17 protein-coding genes are annotated in these 20,243 nt (G+C 65.5%); 3 read left to right on the top strand and 14 right to left on the bottom strand.

Going from position 1 to position 20,243, the window contains the following annotated elements; all coding sequences use genetic code 11:
- Positions 1-2: 2 nt before the first annotated feature.
- Positions 3-944, bottom strand: a complete 942-nt coding sequence (locus V8683_RS00240) for a phosphate acetyltransferase (protein WP_411187529.1) — start codon at positions 942-944, stop codon at positions 3-5.
- 439 nt (positions 945-1,383) lie between these two features.
- Between V8683_RS00240 and V8683_RS00235 the strand changes: the two genes are divergently transcribed.
- Positions 1,384-3,999 (top strand): DUF3141 domain-containing protein, encoded by a 2,616-nt coding sequence (locus tag V8683_RS00235; protein WP_411187527.1) that lies wholly within the window; start codon positions 1,384-1,386, stop codon positions 3,997-3,999.
- Between the two features lie 20 nt (positions 4,000-4,019).
- Positions 4,020-4,799, top strand: coding sequence for an enoyl-ACP reductase FabI (gene fabI, locus V8683_RS00230; RefSeq protein ID WP_411187525.1), 780 nt, complete (start codon positions 4,020-4,022; stop codon positions 4,797-4,799).
- A gap of 106 nt (positions 4,800-4,905) precedes the next feature.
- Here fabI and V8683_RS00225 read toward each other — a convergent pair whose 3' ends face one another.
- From V8683_RS00225 to argS, 6 genes are all read right to left on the bottom strand, one after another.
- A complete protein-coding gene (locus tag V8683_RS00225; protein WP_411187523.1) occupies positions 4,906-5,208 on the bottom strand; it encodes a hypothetical protein in 303 nt (100 codons plus the stop codon).
- A gap of 259 nt (positions 5,209-5,467) precedes the next feature.
- Positions 5,468-7,096 (bottom strand): ABC transporter substrate-binding protein, encoded by a 1,629-nt coding sequence (locus tag V8683_RS00220; protein WP_411187521.1) that lies wholly within the window; start codon positions 7,094-7,096, stop codon positions 5,468-5,470.
- 143 nt (positions 7,097-7,239) lie between these two features.
- Positions 7,240-8,016 carry an SDR family oxidoreductase gene (locus V8683_RS00215; protein ID WP_411187519.1) on the bottom strand — a complete coding sequence of 259 codons (777 nt, stop codon included), beginning with the start codon at positions 8,014-8,016 and terminating at the stop codon, positions 7,240-7,242.
- Positions 8,017-8,032: 16 nt separating this feature from the next.
- The gene (locus V8683_RS00210; protein WP_411187517.1) at positions 8,033-8,677 is read right to left on the bottom strand and encodes a thiol:disulfide interchange protein DsbA/DsbL; all 645 of its coding nucleotides are present in this window, start codon (positions 8,675-8,677) and stop codon (positions 8,033-8,035) included.
- Positions 8,678-8,727: 50 nt separating this feature from the next.
- Positions 8,728-9,555, bottom strand: a complete 828-nt coding sequence (locus tag V8683_RS00205) for an SPOR domain-containing protein (RefSeq protein WP_411187515.1) — start codon at positions 9,553-9,555, stop codon at positions 8,728-8,730.
- Positions 9,556-9,641: 86 nt separating this feature from the next.
- A complete protein-coding gene (argS, locus tag V8683_RS00200; protein ID WP_411187513.1) occupies positions 9,642-11,426 on the bottom strand; it encodes an arginine--tRNA ligase in 1,785 nt (594 codons plus the stop codon).
- 330 nt (positions 11,427-11,756) lie between these two features.
- Here argS and V8683_RS00195 point away from each other — a divergent pair, with 330 nt between their 5' ends.
- A complete protein-coding gene (locus V8683_RS00195; protein ID WP_411187511.1) occupies positions 11,757-12,083 on the top strand; it encodes a DUF1840 domain-containing protein in 327 nt (108 codons plus the stop codon).
- Between the two features lie 142 nt (positions 12,084-12,225).
- Here V8683_RS00195 and V8683_RS00190 read toward each other — a convergent pair whose 3' ends face one another.
- The 7 genes from V8683_RS00190 to pcaD form a co-directional block, all read right to left on the bottom strand.
- On the bottom strand, positions 12,226-13,122 hold the full coding sequence (locus V8683_RS00190) for a nucleotidyl transferase AbiEii/AbiGii toxin family protein (protein WP_411187509.1): 897 nt from the start codon (positions 13,120-13,122) through the stop codon (positions 12,226-12,228).
- The gene (locus V8683_RS00185; protein ID WP_411187507.1) at positions 13,119-13,718 is read right to left on the bottom strand and encodes a type IV toxin-antitoxin system AbiEi family antitoxin domain-containing protein; all 600 of its coding nucleotides are present in this window, start codon (positions 13,716-13,718) and stop codon (positions 13,119-13,121) included. The genes V8683_RS00190 and V8683_RS00185 overlap by 4 nt, the downstream gene beginning before the upstream one ends.
- A 246-nt stretch (positions 13,719-13,964) precedes the next feature.
- Positions 13,965-14,168, bottom strand: coding sequence for an acid-shock protein (locus V8683_RS00180; RefSeq protein ID WP_411187505.1), 204 nt, complete (start codon positions 14,166-14,168; stop codon positions 13,965-13,967).
- Positions 14,169-14,470: 302 nt separating this feature from the next.
- Positions 14,471-17,203 carry a methionine synthase gene (gene metH / locus V8683_RS00175; RefSeq protein WP_411190454.1) on the bottom strand — a complete coding sequence of 911 codons (2,733 nt, stop codon included), beginning with the start codon at positions 17,201-17,203 and terminating at the stop codon, positions 14,471-14,473.
- 69 nt (positions 17,204-17,272) lie between these two features.
- Positions 17,273-18,358 carry a homocysteine S-methyltransferase family protein gene (locus V8683_RS00170; RefSeq protein ID WP_411187503.1) on the bottom strand — a complete coding sequence of 362 codons (1,086 nt, stop codon included), beginning with the start codon at positions 18,356-18,358 and terminating at the stop codon, positions 17,273-17,275.
- 225 nt (positions 18,359-18,583) lie between these two features.
- Complete coding sequence (locus V8683_RS00165; RefSeq protein ID WP_027793328.1) at positions 18,584-18,841, bottom strand: BTH_I0359 family protein; 258 nt, start codon at positions 18,839-18,841, stop codon at positions 18,584-18,586.
- A gap of 173 nt (positions 18,842-19,014) precedes the next feature.
- Entirely contained in the window at positions 19,015-19,803 is a 789-nt protein-coding gene (pcaD, locus tag V8683_RS00160) for a 3-oxoadipate enol-lactonase (protein ID WP_411187501.1), read from the bottom strand.
- Positions 19,804-20,243: the final 440 nt, after the last annotated feature.

Raw genomic sequence — 20,243 nt, 5'->3', positions numbered from 1 at the left:
GCTCACATGAGCTCCGTGGTTTTGCGCGCGCGCCGCGCGTGCGCGACGAGCACCGCGATCGCGCAACTGCCGATGCGCGATCGCACGGTGTCGGCGCGGCTCGTGAGGATGATCGGCACGCGCGCGCCGAGGACGATGCCGGCCGCTTCCGCGCCGGCGAGGAAAGTGAGCTGCTTGGCGAGCATGTTGCCGGCTTCGAGGTCGGGCACGAGCAGGATGTCGGGATCGCCCGCGACCGGCGAGACGATGCCCTTGATGCGCGCCGCCTCCGCACTGATGGCGTTGTCGAACGCGAGCGGGCCGTCCAGCACGCCGCCCACGATCTGGCCGCGGTCGGCCATCTTGCAGAGCGCGGCGGCGTCGATGGTCGAAGGCATTTTGTCGGAGACGGTTTCGACCGCCGCGAGGATCGCTACCTTGGGCCGTTCGATGCCCAGCGACTGGACGAGCTCGATCGCGTTGCGCACGATATCGGCCTTGTCGGCAAGCTTCGGGAAGATGTTGACGGCCGCGTCGGTGATGAAGAGCGGCTTGTGATACGAGGGCACGTCCATCGCGAAGACGTGCGAGAGGCGCCGCTCGGTGCGCAGGCCCGTCGTGCCCGAGGCCACTTCGTGCAGCAGTTCGTCGGTGTGGAGGCTGCCCTTCATGAGCAGCTCCGCCTCGCCTTCGCGCACCGCGAGCACGGCGCGCGCGGCCGCCGCGTGGCTGTGCGGCGCGTCGATGACCGTGGCGTTGCCGAGCGACAGGTCTGCTTCGTCGGCCACGGCGCGGATCTTCGCCTCCGGCCCGATGAGGAGCGGCACGATGAGGCCGAGGCTCGCGGCGTCGAGCGCGCCCGTGAGCGACGACACATCGCAGGGATGCGCCACGGCGGTGGGCACCGGTGCGAGGCTGCTGCAGCGCTCCAGCAGGGCGGAGTACTTGTCTTGCGGGGAAGCCATGACGATCTCCTCTTTCGATCGCTGCCTGCGTGCCGGGCAGCGCGTCGATTTCGCGCGTTGACCACGGCAGGCACCGGGCGCTTGCACCGCGCTCCATGTTGCGCCGCGCAACGCGCTAGACAGTGTAGTGCAGCGTAGGAATTGGCGGAGGGAAAGTGTGCCGCGGCACCGTGACGCATCGCGCCAGGCCTTGTCACGCTTCGTTCACGCCGCAAGCCGATCATGTACCAGTAGGCCGCGCTGCGGCCCTGTTTGCTTGCCTTGACTTTCAACAAGGCGCTGCCTACATTGAGATACTGCAGTGCAGCATAGCGCTGCATCACATCATCATCTGGGCTCCGCGCGTCGTGCACGGGCATGCCGCGCCGGACCGGTCGCGCCCTGCGGGCATCCTGCGCGCAGGGCGGCCGCGCGCTCCCCGTTCAAGGAGATTCGCCTCGTGGCTGTTCTCGCCCCCACGCCTCTCGCCGCTGCCCCCGCTACGCCTGCGTTCGCCCCGGCCGCCGTTCAGCCGCTCTACGACTATCTGTTCGACGCGTGGCAGCGCAGCGTGCTGTTCTTCGACGCGCTGCGCGAGCGCGGCAATCAGACCTACGTGCACGAGAAGGAGGGCATGCCGCCCGTGCTGCGTTTCGACTACGAAGTGGTCGTGGACGGGCGCGAGCTGGACGACCCCTGCAATTACGCACTGCTGCGCATCCTGCCCGAGGAAGGCGCGCCGACCGATGCGCGCATGCGGCCCTTCGTCGTCATCGATCCGCGCGCGGGCCACGGCCCCGGCATCGCGGGCTTCAAGATGGACAGCGAGGTGGGCATCGCGCTGCGCAAGGGGCATCCCTGCTACTTCGTGACCTTCTTCCCGGTGCCGTGCCCCACGCAGACGATCCAGTCGGTCGGGCAGGCGGAAGCCGTCTTCATCCGCAAGGTGCGCCAACTGCATCCCGAGGCGGACGGCCTGCCGTTCATCATCGGCAACTGCCAGGGCGGCTGGGCCGCGGCGCTGCTCGCGGCGAGCGCGCCGGAACTGGTCGGCCCGCTCATGCTGGCGGGCTCGCCGCTTTCGTACTGGGCCGGCGTGAAGGGCAAGAACCCCATGCGCTATTCGGGCGGCATGCTCGGCGGTTCGTGGATGTCGTCGCTCGCCGCCGATCTGGGCGACGGCCACTTCGACGGCGCCCATCTCGTGCAGAACTTCGAGAATCTCAATCCTGCGAACACGTTCTGGGGCAAGCTCTACAACCTCTATTCGCGGGTCGATACGGAACGCGAGCGCTTCCTCGAATTCGAGCGCTGGTGGGGCGGACACTTCCAGCTCAACCGCGCCGAGATCGACTGGATCGTGCAGCACCTCTTCGTCGGCAATCAACTCACGCGCAACGAGGTGTACGCGAAGAACGCGCGCTCGCCGGTGGACCTGCGCAACATCCGCACGCCGATCATCGTGCTCGCCTCGTGGGGCGACAACATCACGCCGCCGCAGCAGGCGCTGAACTGGATCCCCGACCTCTACGCGAGCGTGGACGAAGTCATCGCCAACGAGCAGGTGATCGTCTACTGCCTGCACGACAAGGTGGGGCATCTCGGCATCTTCGTTTCGGCGAGCGTGGCGAATAAGGAGCACACCGAACTGTTTTCGGCGCTCGACCTCATCGACGTGCTGCCGCCCGGCCTCTACGAAGCGAAGATCACCGACACGACGCCGGAGGCGGGCCGCCTCGAATCGCTCGAAGGGCGCTACGAAATCCGCTTCGAGCGGCGCACGATCGACGACATCCTCGCGCTCGACGACGGCCGCGCGGACGAGCAGCCCTTCGAAGTGGTGCGCCGCTTTGCCGAGAACAATCAGCGGCTCTACGACCTGCTGGTTTCGCCGATCGTGCGCGCGTCGAGCAACGCGCTCACGGCGCATGTGCTGCGCGAGTCGCATCCGTCGCGCGTGGAGCGCAGCGTGCTGAGCGACGCGAACCCGGCGCTCGCCGCGCTGCCGGTGCTCGCCGAGTCGGTGCGCAAGCACCGCAAGCCCGTCGCGCCCGATAATCCCTTCACGCAGCTCGAACAGCAGATGTCGGCGAGCATCGAGTCCGCCTGGGATCTCTACCGCGACGCGCGCGACGCGTGGGTCGAGAACACGTTCTACAACGTCTATACGGCGCCGTGGGTGCAGGCGCTCGTGGGCGTGGCGCCGGGCCAGCCGCTCGAACCGATCGGGCCGCCCCTCATGGAACTGCGCAAGGAGCTCGCGAAACTGCGGCTGCGCGCGGCGCGCGCGAACCTGCGCAAGGGCACGCTCGTGGATGCGTTCATGCGCATCATGGCGTATCTCGTCGACGAAATGCACACCGTGCAATATCGCCCGTTCCAGCGCATGCGCGAGATGGCGCGCGAGTATCTGGGCGATCGTCAGCCCAGCATCGCCGAACTGAAGGAAGCCGCGCGGCGCCAGGGCGCGATCGTGGCGCTCGACCCGCAGGCCGCCATCGAGGCACTGACCGAAATCGTTCCCGACATGCCCACGCGCCGTGCGCTGCTCGCGGCCGTGTACCGCATCGCGACGGTGTCGGGGCCGCTCGAAGGCGAGCGGCGCGAGCGCTTCCGGGAAGTGCAGAAGGCGCTGGGCCTCGAACCCGGCAGCGAGAAGAGCAGTTTGCCGCCGCCGGAAGGGCCGGCCTCGGGCGGAGCGGCATCCGGCTCGCCGGAGGAGGGCGCGCTATCGGGTGCTGGGGGTGCTGCGGGTGCCGTGAGCGCGGCGGACGCGACGGCGACGGCGGCGGGTGTCGACGAGCCGGCGGTGCAAGCCGCGCCGAAGCGTGCCGCTGCGAAGGCGTCGAAGCGTGTCGCGGCGACTGCCGACGAGGTGCCCGAGGCCCCGCCGGTGGTGCCCGCGAAAGCGAAGCGCGCGCCGGTACCGGCGAAAGCCAAGGCAACTGTGGCCGCCAAGACGCCGGCTGCAGCCAAGACGCCGCGGCGGGCGCGCCCGGCCGCTGCCGCGTCGCCGGCGCATGGCGCGGGCACGCCGGCTTCGCGCCGCCGCGCCACGCGTCCCGCAGGCGAATGAATCCAGCAGCGAGGCAAGCCATGCAGACTCCTCCCGACCGGCCGCTGGCCGGCATGCGCGCGCTCGTCACGGGCATCGCGAACGCCGAATCGATCGCTTATGGCTGCGCGCGCGCATTCGCCGAACTCGGCGCGGAGCTCGCGATCACCTACCTGAACGACAAGGCGAAGCCTTACGTCGAGCCGCTCGCGAACGAGCTCGACGCGAAGCTCTTCCTGCCGCTCAACGTCGAGGACGACGCACAGATGGAGGCCGCTTTCGAGGCTATCCGCGAGACCTGGGGCGCGCTCGACATCGTGCTGCACTCCATCGCCCATGCGCCGAAGGACGACCTGCAGGGCGGCCTGCTCGACTCGTCGGCGCAGGGCTTTGCCTATGCGATGGATGTGTCGTGCCACTCGTTCATCCGCATGGCGAAGCGTGCGGCGCCGCTGATGCCGCGCGGCGGCACGCTCTTCGCGATGAGCTACGACGGCGCCAATCGCGTCGTGCCGAACTACAGTCTCATGGGGCCGGTGAAGGCCGCGCTCGAAGCGTCGTGCCGGTATCTGGCCTACGAGCTCGGGCCGCTCGGCATTCGCGTACATGCCATCTCGCCGGGGCCGCTGAAGACGCGTGCGGCCTCGGGTCTGCCCGACTTCGACCGTATGCTGGCCGAGGCGGTCGATCGCGCGCCGCTGGGCGAACTCGTCGACATCATGGACGTGGGCTACGCCACCGCGTACCTCGCCACGCGCTACGCGCGCCGCATGAGCGGCAACACTGTCTATGTCGACGGCGGCGCGCACGTCATGGCGTGACGGTCAAACGCGCATGACGTTGCGCCGGCAACAAAAACCAAACGCCTCGCAGAATGAACTGCGAGGCGTTCGGCTCTACGTCAACTGACCGGCTGGCAGGATGCGGTCAGTAGTAGCGGTGATGGGCGTACCAGTCGCGGCGGCCCCACCAGGCATGACCGTCCCAGTAGCGGTCGCCATGCCAGCCGATATAGACCGACGGCACAGCTACGGCAACCGGCTGATAGGCAACGACCGGCGGCGGTGCGTAGTACGCCGGCGGCGGCGCGGCATAGACCGGAGCCGGTGCGACGTAAACCGGCGCGGGCACGCCGAGGTTCAGGCCGATGGCCACACCCGCCATCGCGGATTGCGATGCGGCGAGAATCAGTGCCCCGGCGCCCAAGGCGGCAAACAGTTTCGCTTTCATTTAAGCCCCCTTCGGTGGAAGAAAGATTGCATGGCTTCAATGTAGCGGGGCGCGTTTCGCCTTGCGTTACCAAACTGCAACAATGTTGGGCCAAATGTTCCAGGGCGCGAGGCTTCGCGGCATCCGCCGTGCCGCGCCGTGCGCCTTGCTGCGGGCGCAGGCCTCGTGGGCGGTAAAGCCGCGTAATAATGCAGGCCGCCCTGTAATCCTTGTAACGGGCCCGGAATGAAGACGGAGCCCGGATCGAGGCGCGCCGGCGTTACTGAACGGCGACGTTGCCGAAGTTCTGGCGGCCGAACGGGCTCACCTGATAGCCGCTCACGCTGGCGCGCGTGATGGCGGTGGCGGTGGGGTAGCCGAGCGGAATCCACAGCGCCTGATCGTGAATGATCTTCTGCGCGGCTTCGTAGAGCTTTACGCGCTTCGCCTGGTCGGCGGTGGCCTTGCCGTCGGCGATCAGCTTGTCGAGCTGCGGGTCGCAAAAGCGCGAGAAATTGATGCCCGACTTCACCGCGTTGCAGCTGAAGAGCGGCGAGAGGTAGTTGTCGGGGTCGCCGTTGTCGCCGGCCCAGCCCATGAACAGCGTATCGTGCTGGCCTTCCTTCGCTTCCTTGATCAGCTCGCCCCACTCGATCACCTTGATGTCCGCCTTCACGCCGATCTTCGCGAAATCGGCTTGCAGCAGTTCGGCGCTCGCGCGCGGATTCGGGTTCAGCACGCTGCCGTTCGGACGCACCCAGATCGTCGTCGAAAAGCCGTTCGGGAAGCCCGCCGAGGCGAGCAGTTGCTTCGCCTTCGCCGGGTCGTAGGGGTAGGGCTGGATCGAACGGTCGTAGCCCCAGGCGGTGGGCGGCCACGGGTTCGTCGCGGGCGTGGCCGTGTTGTCGAACACGGTCTTCAGGTAGGTCGTGCGGTCGAAGGCCATGTTCAGCGCCTGCCTGACCTTCTGGTTGTCGAGCGGCTTCCTTTGCGTGTTCAGCGCGACGAAGGCGGTCATGAACGCGGGCGTTTCGACTACCTTGAGCGACTTGTCGCGCTTCGCAATGGCAATGTCGTCGGGCTTGGGCGAAAGCGCGATCAGGCATTCGCCCGTCTTCACCTTTTGCGCGCGCACGGCGGCGTCGGGCGTGATCGCGTAGATCAGGCGGTCCACCTTCGGCTTCGGCCCCCAGTAGGCGGGGTTCACTTCATAGCGGATCACCGCGTCCTTCGTGTAGCTCTTCAACTGGAACGGGCCCGTGCCCACCGGCTGCGCGTTGAGGTCGACCTGCTTGCCGGCCTTCAGCAACTGGTTCGCGTACTCGGCGGAGTAGATCGACGCGAAGCCCATCGTCAGGATCGAGAGAAAGGTCGAATTCGGCTCCGTCAGCTCGAATTTCACCGTGCCGTCGTCCACTTTGGAGATCGACTTGACGAGCTTCGCGAGGCCCATCGACTGCGCATGCGGGAAACCGCTCGGCCCCGTCACGCTGTGCCAGGGGTTGTTCGCGTCGAGCATGCGATCGAACGTGAAGACGACGTCGTCCGCGTTGAGCGCGCGCGTGGGTTTGAACCAGGCGGTCGTCTGGAACTGCACGTTCGGGCGCAGATGGAACGTGTAGGTGAGGCCGTCGGCGCTCACGTCCCATCGGTCGGCGAGGGCGGGCACGACCTTTTTGGCGGCCTCGTCGTACGAGACGAGCGAGTTGAAGATCACGTCGGCCGAGGCGTTCGTCGTCACAAGCGAATTGAACTGCACCACGTCGAAACCGTCCGGGCTCGATTCCGTGCAGACGATCAGCGGCTTCGCGAGTGCGGGCGCAGCGGCGAGCGCGAGCGCCGCGCCGAGGGTGCACGCGGCGGCGTTGCGCAGGCGGGCGAGCGCGGGGGCAGGCGAGGTGAAGCGCATGGGATCTCCGGTTGTCGGGGCAAGCTTAGCGAAGGGGAATTGTCGAGACAACAACTTAAACCGCATACCCATATGGCCGTGCGGGCGCCAGGCGGGGCCCGTGCGGTCAGACGCGCAGGGGGACGCCCCGCATCCGTGCGGATTCAGTCGCTCGCGGCAGTGCGCGGTTTGCGCGGCGCCTTCTCGAACAGGCGGTCGTAGAGCCAGCGCGGCAGGACCCGGAGCAGCGCAGCCGTCACGCGCATCGGCCAGGGAAACACGGCGAACGACGTGCCGCGTGCGATCGCGTCCGCCGTCTTCGCGGCGAAACGGTCGGCGTCCATGAGGAACGGCATGGGGTAGGGGTTCTTCGCCGTCATCGGCGTACGGATGTAGCCGGGCGCGATCGTGACGACCCGTACGCCGAACGGCCGCATCTCGACGCGCAGCGACTCGAGATAAGCGAACGCCGCGGCCTTCGACGCGCTGTACGCACCCGAGCCCGGCAGCCCGCGCACCCCGGCCACGCTAGCGATGCCGACGAGCGTGCCGTGCCGCGCCTCGCTCATCGCGGCAGCGAACGGCTCGAAGGTGGCTACCATGCCGAAGTAGTTGGTGTCCATCACGTCGCGAAAGGCGGCGAGGTCGCCTTGACCGGTGACGACGCCGCGGCTTACGCCCGCGTTGGCGATCACGATGTCGGGTTGGCCATGCTCGGCGACGAAGGCGCGCGCGGCGTGGGCGAGCGTTTCGGCGTCGCGCACGTCGGCGGGATAGATCGAGATGGCTTGCTGCGGGTGGGCTTGCCGGAAGCCGGCGAGGGCCTCGGCGCGGCGCGCGACGAGCCCGAGGATGGCGCCGCGCCGCGCGTATTCGGCGGCCAGCGCCGCGCCGATGCCGCTCGACGCGCCGGTGATGAAGACCTTCAGCGGTTGACTCATACCGGCGCGCCGGGGCTTACATCTTCTTCGCGCGGATCTGCGAGACGAGGAAGTCGAGCACCTGGATCGTGCCCGGCAGGCTGTTGGTCGCGGCCGGGCCCGTTTCGTACTTGCCTTGCACGGCGAGCGTGGGCACGCCGTCGATCTTGTACGCGTCCATGAGCGCCTTGTCGCGCTGGAGGGCGCTCTGCGTCGAGAACGAGTTGTACGCTTCCATGTACTTCTTCGGGTCGACGCCCTGCGTGGCGAGGAACTTGGCCTGGTCTTCCGGCGTGAGCAGGTAGTCCTTGTTCACGTGGATTTCGTGGAACACGGCGGGCGTGAGCTTGTTCGCGAGGCCGAGCGCGTCGAGCGCGTAGTACATCTTCGAGTGCGGGATGAAGTCGTCGCGGAATGCCACCGGCACGCGCTTGAACACGACGTCCGGCGCCTGCTTCGCGATCCACGCCTCGAGGTACGGGTCGAATTCGTTGCAGTGCGGGCAGCCGTACCACATGAACTCGATGACCTCGATCTTGCCCGCGGGCACGTCGAGCGGCTGTGGTTGCGCGAGGACCGTGTAGTCCTTGCCGGCCACGGGCGCGGAGGGCGAGGCGTGCGCCGTACCGGCGAGCATCGAAAGCGAAAGCAAAAGCAAAAGCGTACCAAGAAGTCGTTTCATGTTCTTCTGACTCGTGTTGTCGCGACCGGCGGGGCCGGTCGTCTCGTTTTTTACTGCTTCGTGAAGCGAATGACAGCCGTATCGATACCGGCGTCGGACAGGTGCTGGCGCGTGGAGTTCATGTCGTCGAACTTCGCGAACGGGCCTATGCGGACTCGATAGTACGTGACCCCGCCCGCATCGCGCTGCGTGACCTTCGACTCGAAGCCCTGGAACGCGAGGCGCGCGCGCTGCTGTTCGGCGTCGCCCGAGGTCTTGTAGGCGCCCACCTGCAGGAAGTAGCCGGTGTTGGCGTCATTGGCGGACGGTGCGGCCGAACTGCCTTGCGCGGGCTTCGCGCCCGGCGCAGGGATGGCCGTGGGCGACTTCGGCGGCTCGTTGCCCGCGAGAATCTGGGCCGGGTTGGGCTGCGGCTGCGGCTTCGCCGCAGGGGCCGCGTTGTTGCCGGTGGAAGGCGCCGGCGCGACGGCCACGCCGTTCGCGTTGCCGTTATCCTGCGCCGAGCCCGAAGGCGGCACTTCCACGATCTGCGGCTCCGCGAGCATGCCCGACGGCTGCGACGGGTTCGTGCTCTGGCCCGGTGCGGTGTTGGGCGGCGCGTTCTGTGCGGTCTGCGGCACCGGCTGGCCCGGCGACTTGCCCTGCAGCGCGCGGTTCGGATCGTACTGGCCGCTGGCGTCGCTCGCATCGGAGGCGGGCGGCGCGACCTTCGCGACGAACGGCGTGGGCGCGCGCGTAATGTAGAGCGCCACCACCACCGCGATGGCAAGGCCGACAATCAGGCCCAGCACGATGCCGAGGAAGGTGCCCCCGGACTGTTTCGACTGCTGCTTCGTATTGCTGCGGCGCGGTTTTGCCATCGTCTGAATCACCTGCAAACAAGAGAATCTGGAATGGCCGCCCGCTTGAGAAGCCGGCGGCCCCATGCATGTTGCTTCGTGTGTGCTGTCGCGCTGTAAGTTCGTTACATGCGCTCGGGAGCCGAAACGCCGATCACCGCGAGGCCGTTCGCGAGGACCTGGCGCGTCGCCGCGAGCAGCGCGACGCGGGCGTCGCGCTCGTCGGCATTCTCGACCAGAACGCGTTCGGCATTGTAGAACGAGTGAAACTCGGCGGCGAGTTCGCGCAGGTAGAACGCGACCGCGTGCGGCGCGAGTTCGGCCGCGGCGTGCGTGAGCATGTCGGGGAACTCGGCGAGCTTGCCGATCAGGGCGAGCGCACGCTCGCTGGAAAGCGGCGCCAGGTCGACCTGCGGCAGCGCGGCGAGGTTTCCGCCGTGCTTCGCCTGCCAGTCGGCCAGGATCGTCGAGATGCGCGCGTGCGCGTACTGCACGTAGTAGACGGGATTTTCGTCGTTCTGCTTGAGCGCGAGGTCGATGTCGAACACGAACTCGGTGTCCGCCTTACGCGAGATCAGGAAGAAGCGCACGGCGTCGCGGCCGCGGCGAATGGTCGCTTCGTCGAGCAGATCGGGAGAAACTTCGCTGCCCGGGTTGGCGCCGCCCGACCATTCGATCAGGTCGCGCACGGTTACGTAGCTGCCCGCGCGCTTCGAGATCTTCACTTCCTGGCCGTCGCGCATCACCGTGACCATCTTGTGCAGCACGTAGTCGGGATAGCCCTTCGGAATGCCGACGCCAAGCGCCTGCAGGCCCGCACGCACGCGCGCGATGGTGCCGTGGTGGTCCGAGCCCTGGATGTTGATGACCTTCGTGAAGCCGCGCTCCCACTTGGTAACGTGATAGGCGACGTCGGGCAGGAAGTACGTGTAGGTGCCGTCGGACTTGCGCATCACGCGGTCCTTGTCGTCGCCGTACTCGGTCGTCTTGAGCCACAACGCGCCTTCTTGCTCGTAGGTCTCGCCCGAAGCGACGAGCGCCTCGACGGTCTTCTCGACGCGGCCCTCGGTGTAGAGCGAGGACTCGAGGTAGTAGCGGTCGAACTTCACGCCGAACGCCTGCAGGTCGAGATCCTGCTCGTGGCGCAGATAGGCCACGGCGAAGCGGCGGATCGCGTCGAGGTCGTCGGGGTTCTGCGCGCCCTTCACGGGCTCGCCGTCCTTCGCGGCGACGGTCTCGCCCGCGAGGTAGTCGCGCGCGATGTCGGCGATGTATTCGCCGTTGTAGGCCGCTTCCGGCCACTCGGCGTCGCCGGGCTTGAAGCCGCGCGCGCGCGCCTGGGTGGAGATGGCGAGGTTGCCGATCTGCACGCCCGCGTCGTTGTAGTAGAACTCGCGGTGCACATCGTAGCCCTGCGAGGCCAGCACGTTCGAGATGGCGTCGCCGAGCGCGGCCTGGCGGCCGTGGCCGACGTGCAGCGGGCCTGTGGGGTTCGCGGAGACGAATTCGACCAGCACGTGCCTGCCCGCTTCGCGCTGCGAGCGGCCGAACGCCTCGCCTTCGGCGAATACGGCGCCGATCACGGCGCGCTTCGCGCTGGCCGCGAGGCGCAGGTTGATGAAGCCGGGGCCCGCCACTTCGGCGGCCTCGATCAGCCCGGCGGCGGCGGGCAGCGCGAGCGCGGCGTCCACGATCTGCTGGGCGAGCTGGCGCGGATTGGCGCGCAGCGGCTTGGCGAGCTGCATGGCCACGTTGCAGGCGACGTCGCCGTGCGCGGCGACCTTTGGACGCTCGAGCGTGATCGCGGGCACGACGAATGCCGCTTCGGTGGCGCCGTCGAGGGCCTTGGCCACCTGGCCGACGGCGTCGGCGAGCAGGGTCTCCAGGGTGTGTTTCTGTGCGGGCAGCATGCTTGTTGCAGGTCCTGTGCGGGTAGTTTGAGAGCGCCCGGCCGCGCTTCGGGCCAAATCAGGCCGAATCTGGCCAATCCGGGCCGAACTGGCCATTCGGCCGCGCCCTGCGGGTAATTCCGTTCAGACGGATTTTAGCAGGTGCTAATATGTGAAATGAGAAGCCCGGCAAGGGTGAATGCCATCCGGGTGCGGCTGCCGCACCGGATTGCCTGCCGGGGCCCATTCTCTGGCTGCGCCTCGCCGGCAGCATTTGGCCGGCCTCGCCGTTTCGTTCTCCCGGCCCGTCCGTCAAGCGCGCGGACCTCAAAAAATCAAAAGGGAACCGTCATGCTGGTTACATTCAAATGCCGTGCGTCGCCCGACGTCACGATGCTGGAAAATCTCGCTCAATACCTGCTCGGCATTATCGGCAAGCGGCTCGGGCCGCGTGGTGTGATCACGCACGACGAACTCGACGTCGCGATCACGAAGCTGGAGGCGGCCATCGCCACCGACAAAAAAGAACGTGCCGAGCACGAAGGCCATTTCCACGAGGGCGAAGAAGGTCACGATCACCATGAACTGCCGGTGGGCCTCGCCCAGCGCGCCTTCCCGTTCCTCGACATGCTGCGTGCGGCCCGCAAGGAGCAGAGCGATATCGTCTGGGGGCTTTGAGTTGGTCGCGGGGCGGTGGGGGGAGAACTCAGGAATACCCGCTCCGTGCTGGACATTGGAACGAAGAGCCCGCGACGCTGGCCTTTCAGGCAGGCAACGACGTGATGAACCCCGCGTTTTTTAGAACGCGGGGTTTTGTCTTTTAGCGATTCGTTTTCAAGGCGTAGTCCCCGGCACTTCCGGTTGTCAGCCGTTCCAGGGCCGGTAGCAAAAATTGACGCAGCGCCGTGACTACGTCGGATAGCGGTACGGAATCCAGGCGATTTTTGCGCTGAAATGCCTGCCACTGCTGAACCTTTCTCTCATCGTGAGCAAATTCGTCGCTCAGTCCCAATGGCAGATCGGCAGGTATCGCTGTTCCCCGACGTTCGAACGTTGCCTGTATCGCTCTCTCCAGAATGGCGCGATCGATTTCAGCATGTCGAGCCAGCACCCATAGATCGAAATAGTCCTTCATTCTGGTGTTGAGCATGCCGAGCGTAGCAATCGCTTCCAGTTTCTCCGCGATAACGGTGTACTGGGGATAGACGCGCAAATACGGCTGTGGCATCCCTTCGAGGATGACGGGATAGTGCGATTCCTCAGGGCCAGGAACGACCGCATCGCCGAATCCAATGTCGATCTGCACCGGGCAGCGCGCTCCATCGAGCAGTCCGGTTAGCGTGACGCGAACGCCAGCGTAGTTGGCCTCTTTGCGGATTTCGGCCGCTCGCACGGTTTCGGCTTGAAAAACGACGCCGTCGTCGCTTTCGACTTCGCTGATTTCCCGGAACACCGTGATCAGTTGAGGGACTTCCGCGAGCGTGAATCCGAGCAGATCCGCATCGTGGGTCGGTCGATGCGGTACGTCGAACCACAGGTCGAAAAGCAGTGATCCTTTGAGCAGGAAATTGTCGCGATGGCGGGAGACGCTCAGGCGGTACAGCATCCGTTCCAGCGCGTACCGGGTCAGGAGCAGGTTGAAATCGAGCCCCTCGGCACGCGCCTTGTTGAGCAGCTTCGCGCGCACCGACGCGGCAAGATTGCGAGGGCGGTTCATTCCAGGCTTTCCAGGTACGGGCGCATGACGTTGGCAACCCGGCAGATCCTCGCGTAGTGCCAGATATCGTCGCTGCTCATACGCTTTTCGCGCCACGCTTCGCGCAGCGCTTCGAGCGCCACGTCCAGCCCGATCTTGTTCCGGAATTTGAAGCAGTCTGCCACTGTCCTGGCGACGCCGGTTATGCGTACGGGCACACCGTCGACAATGATTGAATCGACGCCTTCGGACAGTGTCACGCCGGAGAAGCGAATAACCCGCAGCGGGGGGTAGCCGAGCCGGGGAGTGGCCGCCTTGTTGGCAATGGCGACCCAGACTTCAAAAGGGGCCTGAGTTGTCAGGCCGTGAAAGCGCAGGGCCGACAGCAGGCAAATGACTCCGTTGGGTACACGCCGCGCCACTTCCGCCAGTGTGCCGTGAGCCGAGACGGATCGTGTCGTCAGCCCATACAGCCCGCGACCGAGCCGCTCGATTTGCCCCTTTCTCACCGCGCGCGTGAGCGTCACGCGGGCAATACCTAGCGGCGCCAGATCTCTGGCGCGAATCAGGCCCGCGGTACGCACCATGGCCAGCAGTTTGTCGGTCGAGTTTTCCATCGGTCGATGGTGTTCCAATTTGTAGGTATATGTCAATATTTACCGATAATTAGAAACATTCTAGCTTTGGACCGGATTCGCGGTTCGCTTCCATGATGGGGCACTTTGATCTGCACCCAGGCAGGACGCAGTTTCTTCAGCATGGCTCACCAATAACAAAACCCAGGCCCGGGGCCTGGGTTTTGTGAGGAGTCCGCATGTGCGGATCCCTGTTTTCCGGGTACGCCGCCTTTCGCGGCATCGTGCTTACTGGCTGGCGGCTGCCGGTGCTGCAGCCGAAGCGGCACCCTTCTTCGCCTTTTTCTTCTTCGGCTTCTTCACGTGCTTTTCGGTGGGGGCGGAATACGACGAAACCGCGCTCGCTTCCGGATGAGAGGCCGGCTGGGCGAACGACGGCTGGGCGAGCGCAGCAACGCCGAATGCGGTCAACATCAACATCAGCTTCTTCATACGATTTCTCCGTCGAGTGTTGCTTTTAAGGATTTGCTGATGAGCGAGCCGGTAAGGTGGCGGGCGGCGGCGCATTTCGCGCCCGTCCGCCTGGCTCGTTTGGCCCGTCTGGCCTAGGGTGGTGCCAGCCCATCTTACAAAGACGAAAAGTCGCGCGTGCCAAATATTCAGTCTATCGGCCGGCATATATCGCGGCGCGGCAACGCAAGGGTTGCCGCGCCGCGGATCGCAGGAAAAGCGGCAACGGCAAGCTGCCGCCGAATCGTCGGGCCAGGGGAGGTCCGGAAGCGCTACGCCGTGTCTCAGAGCAGCGGTGCGAGCGCGCGGCGGGCGTCCTCGTCGGAGAGCGCCATGCGGCGCCCAAAGTCGGCGAGCTGGTCGGCGCCGATCTTGCCGACCGAGAAGTACGTGCTGTCCGGATGCGCCAGATAGAAGCCCGAAACGCTCGCCGCCGGCAGCATGGCCAGCGACTCGGTCACGCTCATGCCAATCTCGCCCGCCTGCAGGAACTCGAACATGTCGCGCTTCACGAGGTGGTCCGGGCACGCCGGATAGCCCGGTGCCGGGCGGATACCCGAGTACTTCTCGTCGATCAGCGCGTTGTTGTCGAGCGTTTCGCCGGCTGCGTAGCCCCACAGGTCGCGGCGTACGCGCGCGTGCATCGCCTCGGCGAACGCTTCCGCAAAGCGGTCCGCGAGCGCCTTGAGCATGATCGCGCTGTAGTCGTCGTGATCCTTCTCGAACTGCGCTTCCTTCACGTCCACGCCTATGCCGGCCGTCACCGCGAACATGCCGATGTAGTCGGCCACGCCCGAGTCTTTCGGCGCGATGAAGTCGGCGAGCGAGCGGTTCGGGCGCATCACGCCGTCCACCACCGGGCGCACGGACTGCTGGCGCAGGTTGCGCCACGTGAGTGCGACTTCGCTGCGCGATTCGTCGGTGTAGATCTCGATGTCGTCGTCGTTGACGGTGTTCGCGGGCAACAGCGCGAGCACGCCGTTTGCCTGGAGCCAGCGGCCCTGGATCAGGCGCGCGAGCATCGACTTCGCGTCGGAGAACACCTTGCGCGCCGATTCGCCGACGATCTCGTCGTTGAGAATCGCAGGATACGGGCCGGCGAGATCCCACGTCTGGAAGAACGGGCCCCAGTCGATGTAGTTCGCGAGCTCGTGCAGGTCGAAGTTCTTGAACAGGCGGCGGCCGATGAACTTGGGCTTGACGGGCTGGTAGCCCGCCCAGTCGATCTTCGTCTTGTTCGCGCGCGCCTCTTCTAGCGTCACGAGCGGCGTGGCCTTGCGATTGGCGTGCTGGTCGCGGATGCGGTCGTAATCGCTCTTGAGCTCGTCGATGTACTTCGTCGCGCCTTCGTCGGAAAGCAGGCTCGATGCGACCGATACCGAGCGCGACGCGTCGGGCACGTACACGACCGGGCCTTCGTAATGCGGCGCGATCTTCACGGCCGTGTGCACGCGCGAGGTGGTCGCGCCGCCGATCAGCAGCGGAATCTTCTTGATGCGGAAGTAGTCGTCGCGCTGCATTTCGCTCGCGACATAGGCCATCTCTTCGAGCGACGGCGTAATCAGGCCCGAGAGCCCGACGATATCCGCGCCCTCGACTTTTGCCCTGGCGAGAATCTCGTTGCACGGGACCATCACGCCCATGTTGACCACTTCGAAGTTGTTGCACTGGAGCACGACCGACACGATGTTCTTGCCGATGTCGTGCACGTCGCCCTTCACGGTCGCGATAACGATCTTGCCCTTCGCGCGCACGTCGCCGCCCGCTTCGGCGAGCAGGCGCTTTTCTTCCTCGATGAACGGAATCAGGTGCGCCACGGCCTGCTTCATCACGCGCGCCGACTTCACGACCTGCGGCAGGAACATCTTGCCCTGGCCGAACAGGTCGCCGACCACGTTCATGCCGTCCATGAGCGGGCCTTCGATCACGTTGATCGGACGGCCGCCGCCATCCATGATTTTCGCGCGCGCTTCTTCGGTGTCCTCTACGATGAAGTTCGTGATGCCATGCACGAGCGCATGCGCGAGACGCTTCTCGACGGGCTGATTGCGCCACTCGAGGTTCTCTTCCTTCTTCGCGGCGCCGGTCTTGAACTTGTCGGCGATTTCGAGCAGGCGGTCGGTCGCGTCTTCGCGGCGGTTGAGCACCACGTCTTCCACGCGATCGCGCAGTTCGGGATCGAGGTCGGCATATACGCCGAGCTGGCCCGCGTTGACGATGCCCATGTCCATGCCCGCCTGAATGGCGTAGTAGAGGAACACGGTGTGGATCGCCTCGCGCACCGGGTCGTTGCCGCGGAACGAGAACGACACGTTCGAGACGCCGCCGCTGATCTTCGCGTACGGCAGATTCTGCTTGATCCAGCGCGTCGCCTCGATGAAGTCGACCGCGTAGTTGTTGTGCTCCTCGATGCCCGTCGCGACCGCGAAGATGTTCGGGTCGAAGATGATGTCTTCCGGCAGGAACCCTACCTCGTTCACGAGGACGTCGTACGAGCGCTTGCAGATCTCGGTCTTGCGCGCGTAGGTGTCGGCCTGGCCCTGTTCGTCGAAGGCCATCACGACGGCCGCCGCGCCATAGCGGCGAATCAGCTTCGCGTGATGGATGAAGGGTTCCTTGCCTTCCTTCAGCGAGATCGAATTCACGATCGCCTTGCCCTGCACGCATTGCAGGCCTGCCTCGATCACCTCCCACTTCGACGAGTCGATCATGATCGGCACGCGCGCGATGTCGGGCTCGGAGGCGATCAGGTTCATGAAGCGCACCATCGCCGCCTTCGAGTCGAGCATGGCCTCGTCCATGTTGACGTCGATGACCTGCGCGCCGTTCTCGACCTGCTGGCGCGCGACCGCGAGCGCCTCGTCGAACTGGCCGTTCAGGATCATCCGCGCAAACGCCTTCGAGCCGGTCACGTTCGTGCGCTCGCCGACGTTGATGAACAGCGTGCCTTCGTTGACGTTGAAGGGTTCGAGGCCGGAAAGGCGCAGGGTGTGGTCAGTCATGGCGTGGGACCGGATCGGATGGTGTCTCGGGAGAGCGGGGCGCGGAGTCGATGATAAAAGCGACGATAAAGCGGCGAGCGAGGCTCAGGCTGCATCGCGATACTGGCCGGGCCAGCGGCGCGGCTTGATCTCGGCGAGCGCCTTCGCGATCGCGGCGATGTGCTCGGGCGTGGTGCCGCAGCAGCCGCCCGCGACGTTCACGAGACCGGCCGTGGCGAATTCCTTCAGGAGTCCGGACGTATCGGCAGGCGTTTCGTCGAAGCCCGTTTCGCTCATCGGATTCGGCAAGCCCGCGTTCGGATAGCACGACACGTAGGTGTCGCAGAGCTTCGCGAGTTCGGCGATGTACGGGCGCATGAGCGCCGCGCCAAGCGCGCAGTTCAGCCCGAACGTGAGCGGCTTCGCGTGGCGCAGCGAGTTCCAGAATGCCTCGACGGTTTGCCCCGAGAGAATGCGGCCCGACGCGTCGGTCACGGTGCCCGAGATCATGATCGGCAGGATCTCGCCGGTGTCCTCGAACAACTGGTCGAGCGCAAAGAGCGCGGCCTTGGCATTGAGCGTGTCGAAGATCGTCTCGACGAGGAACAGGTCGCAGCCGCCGTCCATGAGCGCCTTCGCCTGCTCGTAGTACGCCATGCGGAGCTCTTCGAACGTGACGTTGCGCGCGCCCGGGTCGTTCACGTCGGGCGAAATGCTCGCGGTCTTCGGTGTCGGCCCGATCGCGCCGGCGACGAAGCGCGGCTTGTCCGGCGTCGAATACTTGTCGCACGCTGCGCGCGCGAGCTTCGCCGATTCGACGTTCATCTCGACGGCGAGCTCGCCCATGCCGTAGTCGTCCTGAGCGACCGTGGTCGCGCCGAACGTGTTGGTCTCCAGGATATCCGCGCCCGCCGCGAGGTACTGCTCGTGAATCTCGCTGATGATTTGCGGCTGCGTGAGCGAGAGCAACTCGTTGTTGCCCTTGATGTCGCGCGGGTAGTCCTTGAAGCGCTCGCCACGGTATGCGGCTTCATCGAGCTTGTAGCGCTGGATCATCGTGCCCATCGCACCGTCGAGGATCACGATGCGCGAAGCGAGCAGCGCGGGCAGGGCAGCGCCGCGCGTGTAGCGCCCGCTTGCGTCAGGACGGGCGGCGGCGGTGCGGGAGACGGTATCGGCAGGCTGGTTCATGAAGGGCGGACGGGCTTGGCGCCGGTTGAACGAGGGAACCCTGTATTGTAGCCGCAGCCGGGGCGCCTCGCCCGGCGCTGCCGTGGGGCTGGGCCACCTGACCAGAACCCCCCCCCAAAAAAAAAGGAAGACCCAAAAGAAAACCCCGGCCGCCGAAGCGGACGGGGTTCCCTGAGCACGAGTGCCGCGACCTACGCAGGCTCAGTGCGATTTCGGTGAAGCACCTCAGTGAAGCACGACGGGCTGCTGCATGAGACTGTCGAATTGACCGAGGAATTCGTCGACTTCGTCGGGCGTCTGTTCCTCCTGCATCAGCTTTTGCACGTGCTCGCGAAAGCTTGCCGCCATCACGCCGTCGATAAATATCTCGCGGCGCGCGTTTTTGTCGACGATTTCATAGCCCCCGGCGTTCATCGCGACGTGGCCGTCCTGCGGGGGGAATTCGACAACGCAATAATTGGGACTGTTGTAGATCATCTGCATGGCGACACTCCTTTTTTCCTGTGCTCCCTGGCTTTGCAGCCTCTTTGCTTGTGACCATACATGGAGCGTTCAAGCTGGAATTCAAGGGGACTCGCATGGCAACTCATCCGTCATGCTCGCCCTTCGACCTCCGCCTCTTGCCAGCCTCACTGTCATCGTTCTGCTCGCATTGGTTAGACTGCCCGGTGCAGAAACGTTTCAAGCAAAGCCGCAAACCTGTGGGACTCCTCTACCGGGGCCAGATGGGCCGCATCAAGTATTTCGAAATGGGCGCCTTCGATGGCCTGCGCGAGCGCCTCTGTCACAGCGACCGGCGTTCCGCCGTCGTAGCGGCCAGCGATGGCGAGCGTCGGCGTGCGCAATGCTGCGAGCTTTGCATGGACGTCGAAATCGCGTAGTGCCTCGCAGGCCATGGCATAACCTTCCGAAGCTGTCCGTAATAAAACGTCACAAATTTTCTCGACGGTGTCGCGATGCGCGCGGCGAAAGTCGGGCGTGAACCAGCGCTCCATCGTTGCGTTCGCGAGTGCCGTCGTGCCTTCGCGGCGCACGAGCGCGGCGCGTTGGTTCCACATGTCGCGCGCTTCGGGCGGCGTGCGGCTCGACGTGTCGCAAAGCGTGAGCGAGAGCACGCGCGACGGATAGTCGATCGCGAACTGCTGCGCGATCATGCCGCCCATCGACATGCCGACGAGATGCGTGGTCGTCACGCCCATAGCGTCGAGCATGGCGCGCAGATCGGCGGCGAGGTGTGCGAAGCCGTACGGTTCGCGTGAAATGGCACTCGCACCATGACCGCGCACGTCGTAGCGCAACACGCCATAGCGATGCCGGAAATGACCCGCAAGCGGATCCCATACCGTGAGGTCGCCGCCCAACTGATGCACGAACGTGAGCATGGGACCGCCACTGCGGTCGTCGAGGACGTAGTGCGTATCGATGCCGTTGACAGTCACTTGCATGGTTTCCTCCTTCACGTTGCCGGGTCGGGAGTCAGGCCGTCTGCGAGGTGCTGCGTGGATGCGATGCCGGTGGAGCAACCCGCGCGCCTGTTGGTGCCTGCCGGTGCGCGGGGCGATGTTTGCTGCTGTCCTCGGTTGATGCGCGATTTTTGCGCGGTCAGTACGCGCGAGATAGGTTCGTATGCGTGACGCGCCGTGATGCTTTCGTCAGTTCTTTTCCTTGATTCGAATGGCGCGCCGCCTGCTGTGCGTGCATCGCGTAGTAACGCATGGTGCGGAGTCGCGCGATGCGCAGACTTCTCGTTCACCTTCTATGACGTGTGCAGCCAGCGATTCCAGTATGCGCTATTTCGCGGCGTTCTGCTGCGAAGTGGGCTCAGGTGTTGCGCGCAATTTGTGAGCGTCTGTAAAGGATCAAGACGGGGTAAAGGCGAGCCGAC

The organism is Paraburkholderia sp. AV2 (genome assembly GCF_054968425.1).
Note: the sequence above shows the minus strand (reverse complement) of the source record. Positions and strands in the feature narration are given on the sequence as shown.

What these genes read in the sequence shown, in the direction of transcription:
- V8683_RS00225 (WP_411187523.1), bottom strand. Translation starts at nt 5,208, where the DNA reads ATGAAAGCGAAACTGTTTGCCGCCTTGGGCGCCGGGGCACTGATTCTC.
- argS (WP_411187513.1), bottom strand. Translation starts at nt 11,426, where the DNA reads ATGCTGCCCGCACAGAAACACACCCTGGAGACCCTGCTCGCCGACGCC.
- V8683_RS00210 (WP_411187517.1), bottom strand. Translation starts at nt 8,677, where the DNA reads ATGAAACGACTTCTTGGTACGCTTTTGCTTTTGCTTTCGCTTTCGATG.
- fabI (WP_411187525.1), top strand. Translation starts at nt 4,020, where the DNA reads ATGCAGACTCCTCCCGACCGGCCGCTGGCCGGCATGCGCGCGCTCGTC.
- V8683_RS00195 (WP_411187511.1), top strand. Translation starts at nt 11,757, where the DNA reads ATGCTGGTTACATTCAAATGCCGTGCGTCGCCCGACGTCACGATGCTG.
- V8683_RS00240 (WP_411187529.1), bottom strand. Translation starts at nt 944, where the DNA reads ATGGCTTCCCCGCAAGACAAGTACTCCGCCCTGCTGGAGCGCTGCAGC.
- V8683_RS00215 (WP_411187519.1), bottom strand. Translation starts at nt 8,016, where the DNA reads ATGAGTCAACCGCTGAAGGTCTTCATCACCGGCGCGTCGAGCGGCATC.
- V8683_RS00185 (WP_411187507.1), bottom strand. Translation starts at nt 13,718, where the DNA reads ATGGAAAACTCGACCGACAAACTGCTGGCCATGGTGCGTACCGCGGGC.
- V8683_RS00180 (WP_411187505.1), bottom strand. Translation starts at nt 14,168, where the DNA reads ATGAAGAAGCTGATGTTGATGTTGACCGCATTCGGCGTTGCTGCGCTC.
- pcaD (WP_411187501.1), bottom strand. Translation starts at nt 19,803, where the DNA reads ATGCAAGTGACTGTCAACGGCATCGATACGCACTACGTCCTCGACGAC.
- V8683_RS00220 (WP_411187521.1), bottom strand. Translation starts at nt 7,096, where the DNA reads ATGCGCTTCACCTCGCCTGCCCCCGCGCTCGCCCGCCTGCGCAACGCC.
- V8683_RS00190 (WP_411187509.1), bottom strand. Translation starts at nt 13,122, where the DNA reads ATGAACCGCCCTCGCAATCTTGCCGCGTCGGTGCGCGCGAAGCTGCTC.
- V8683_RS00165 (WP_027793328.1), bottom strand. Translation starts at nt 18,841, where the DNA reads ATGCAGATGATCTACAACAGTCCCAATTATTGCGTTGTCGAATTCCCC.
- V8683_RS00170 (WP_411187503.1), bottom strand. Translation starts at nt 18,358, where the DNA reads ATGAACCAGCCTGCCGATACCGTCTCCCGCACCGCCGCCGCCCGTCCT.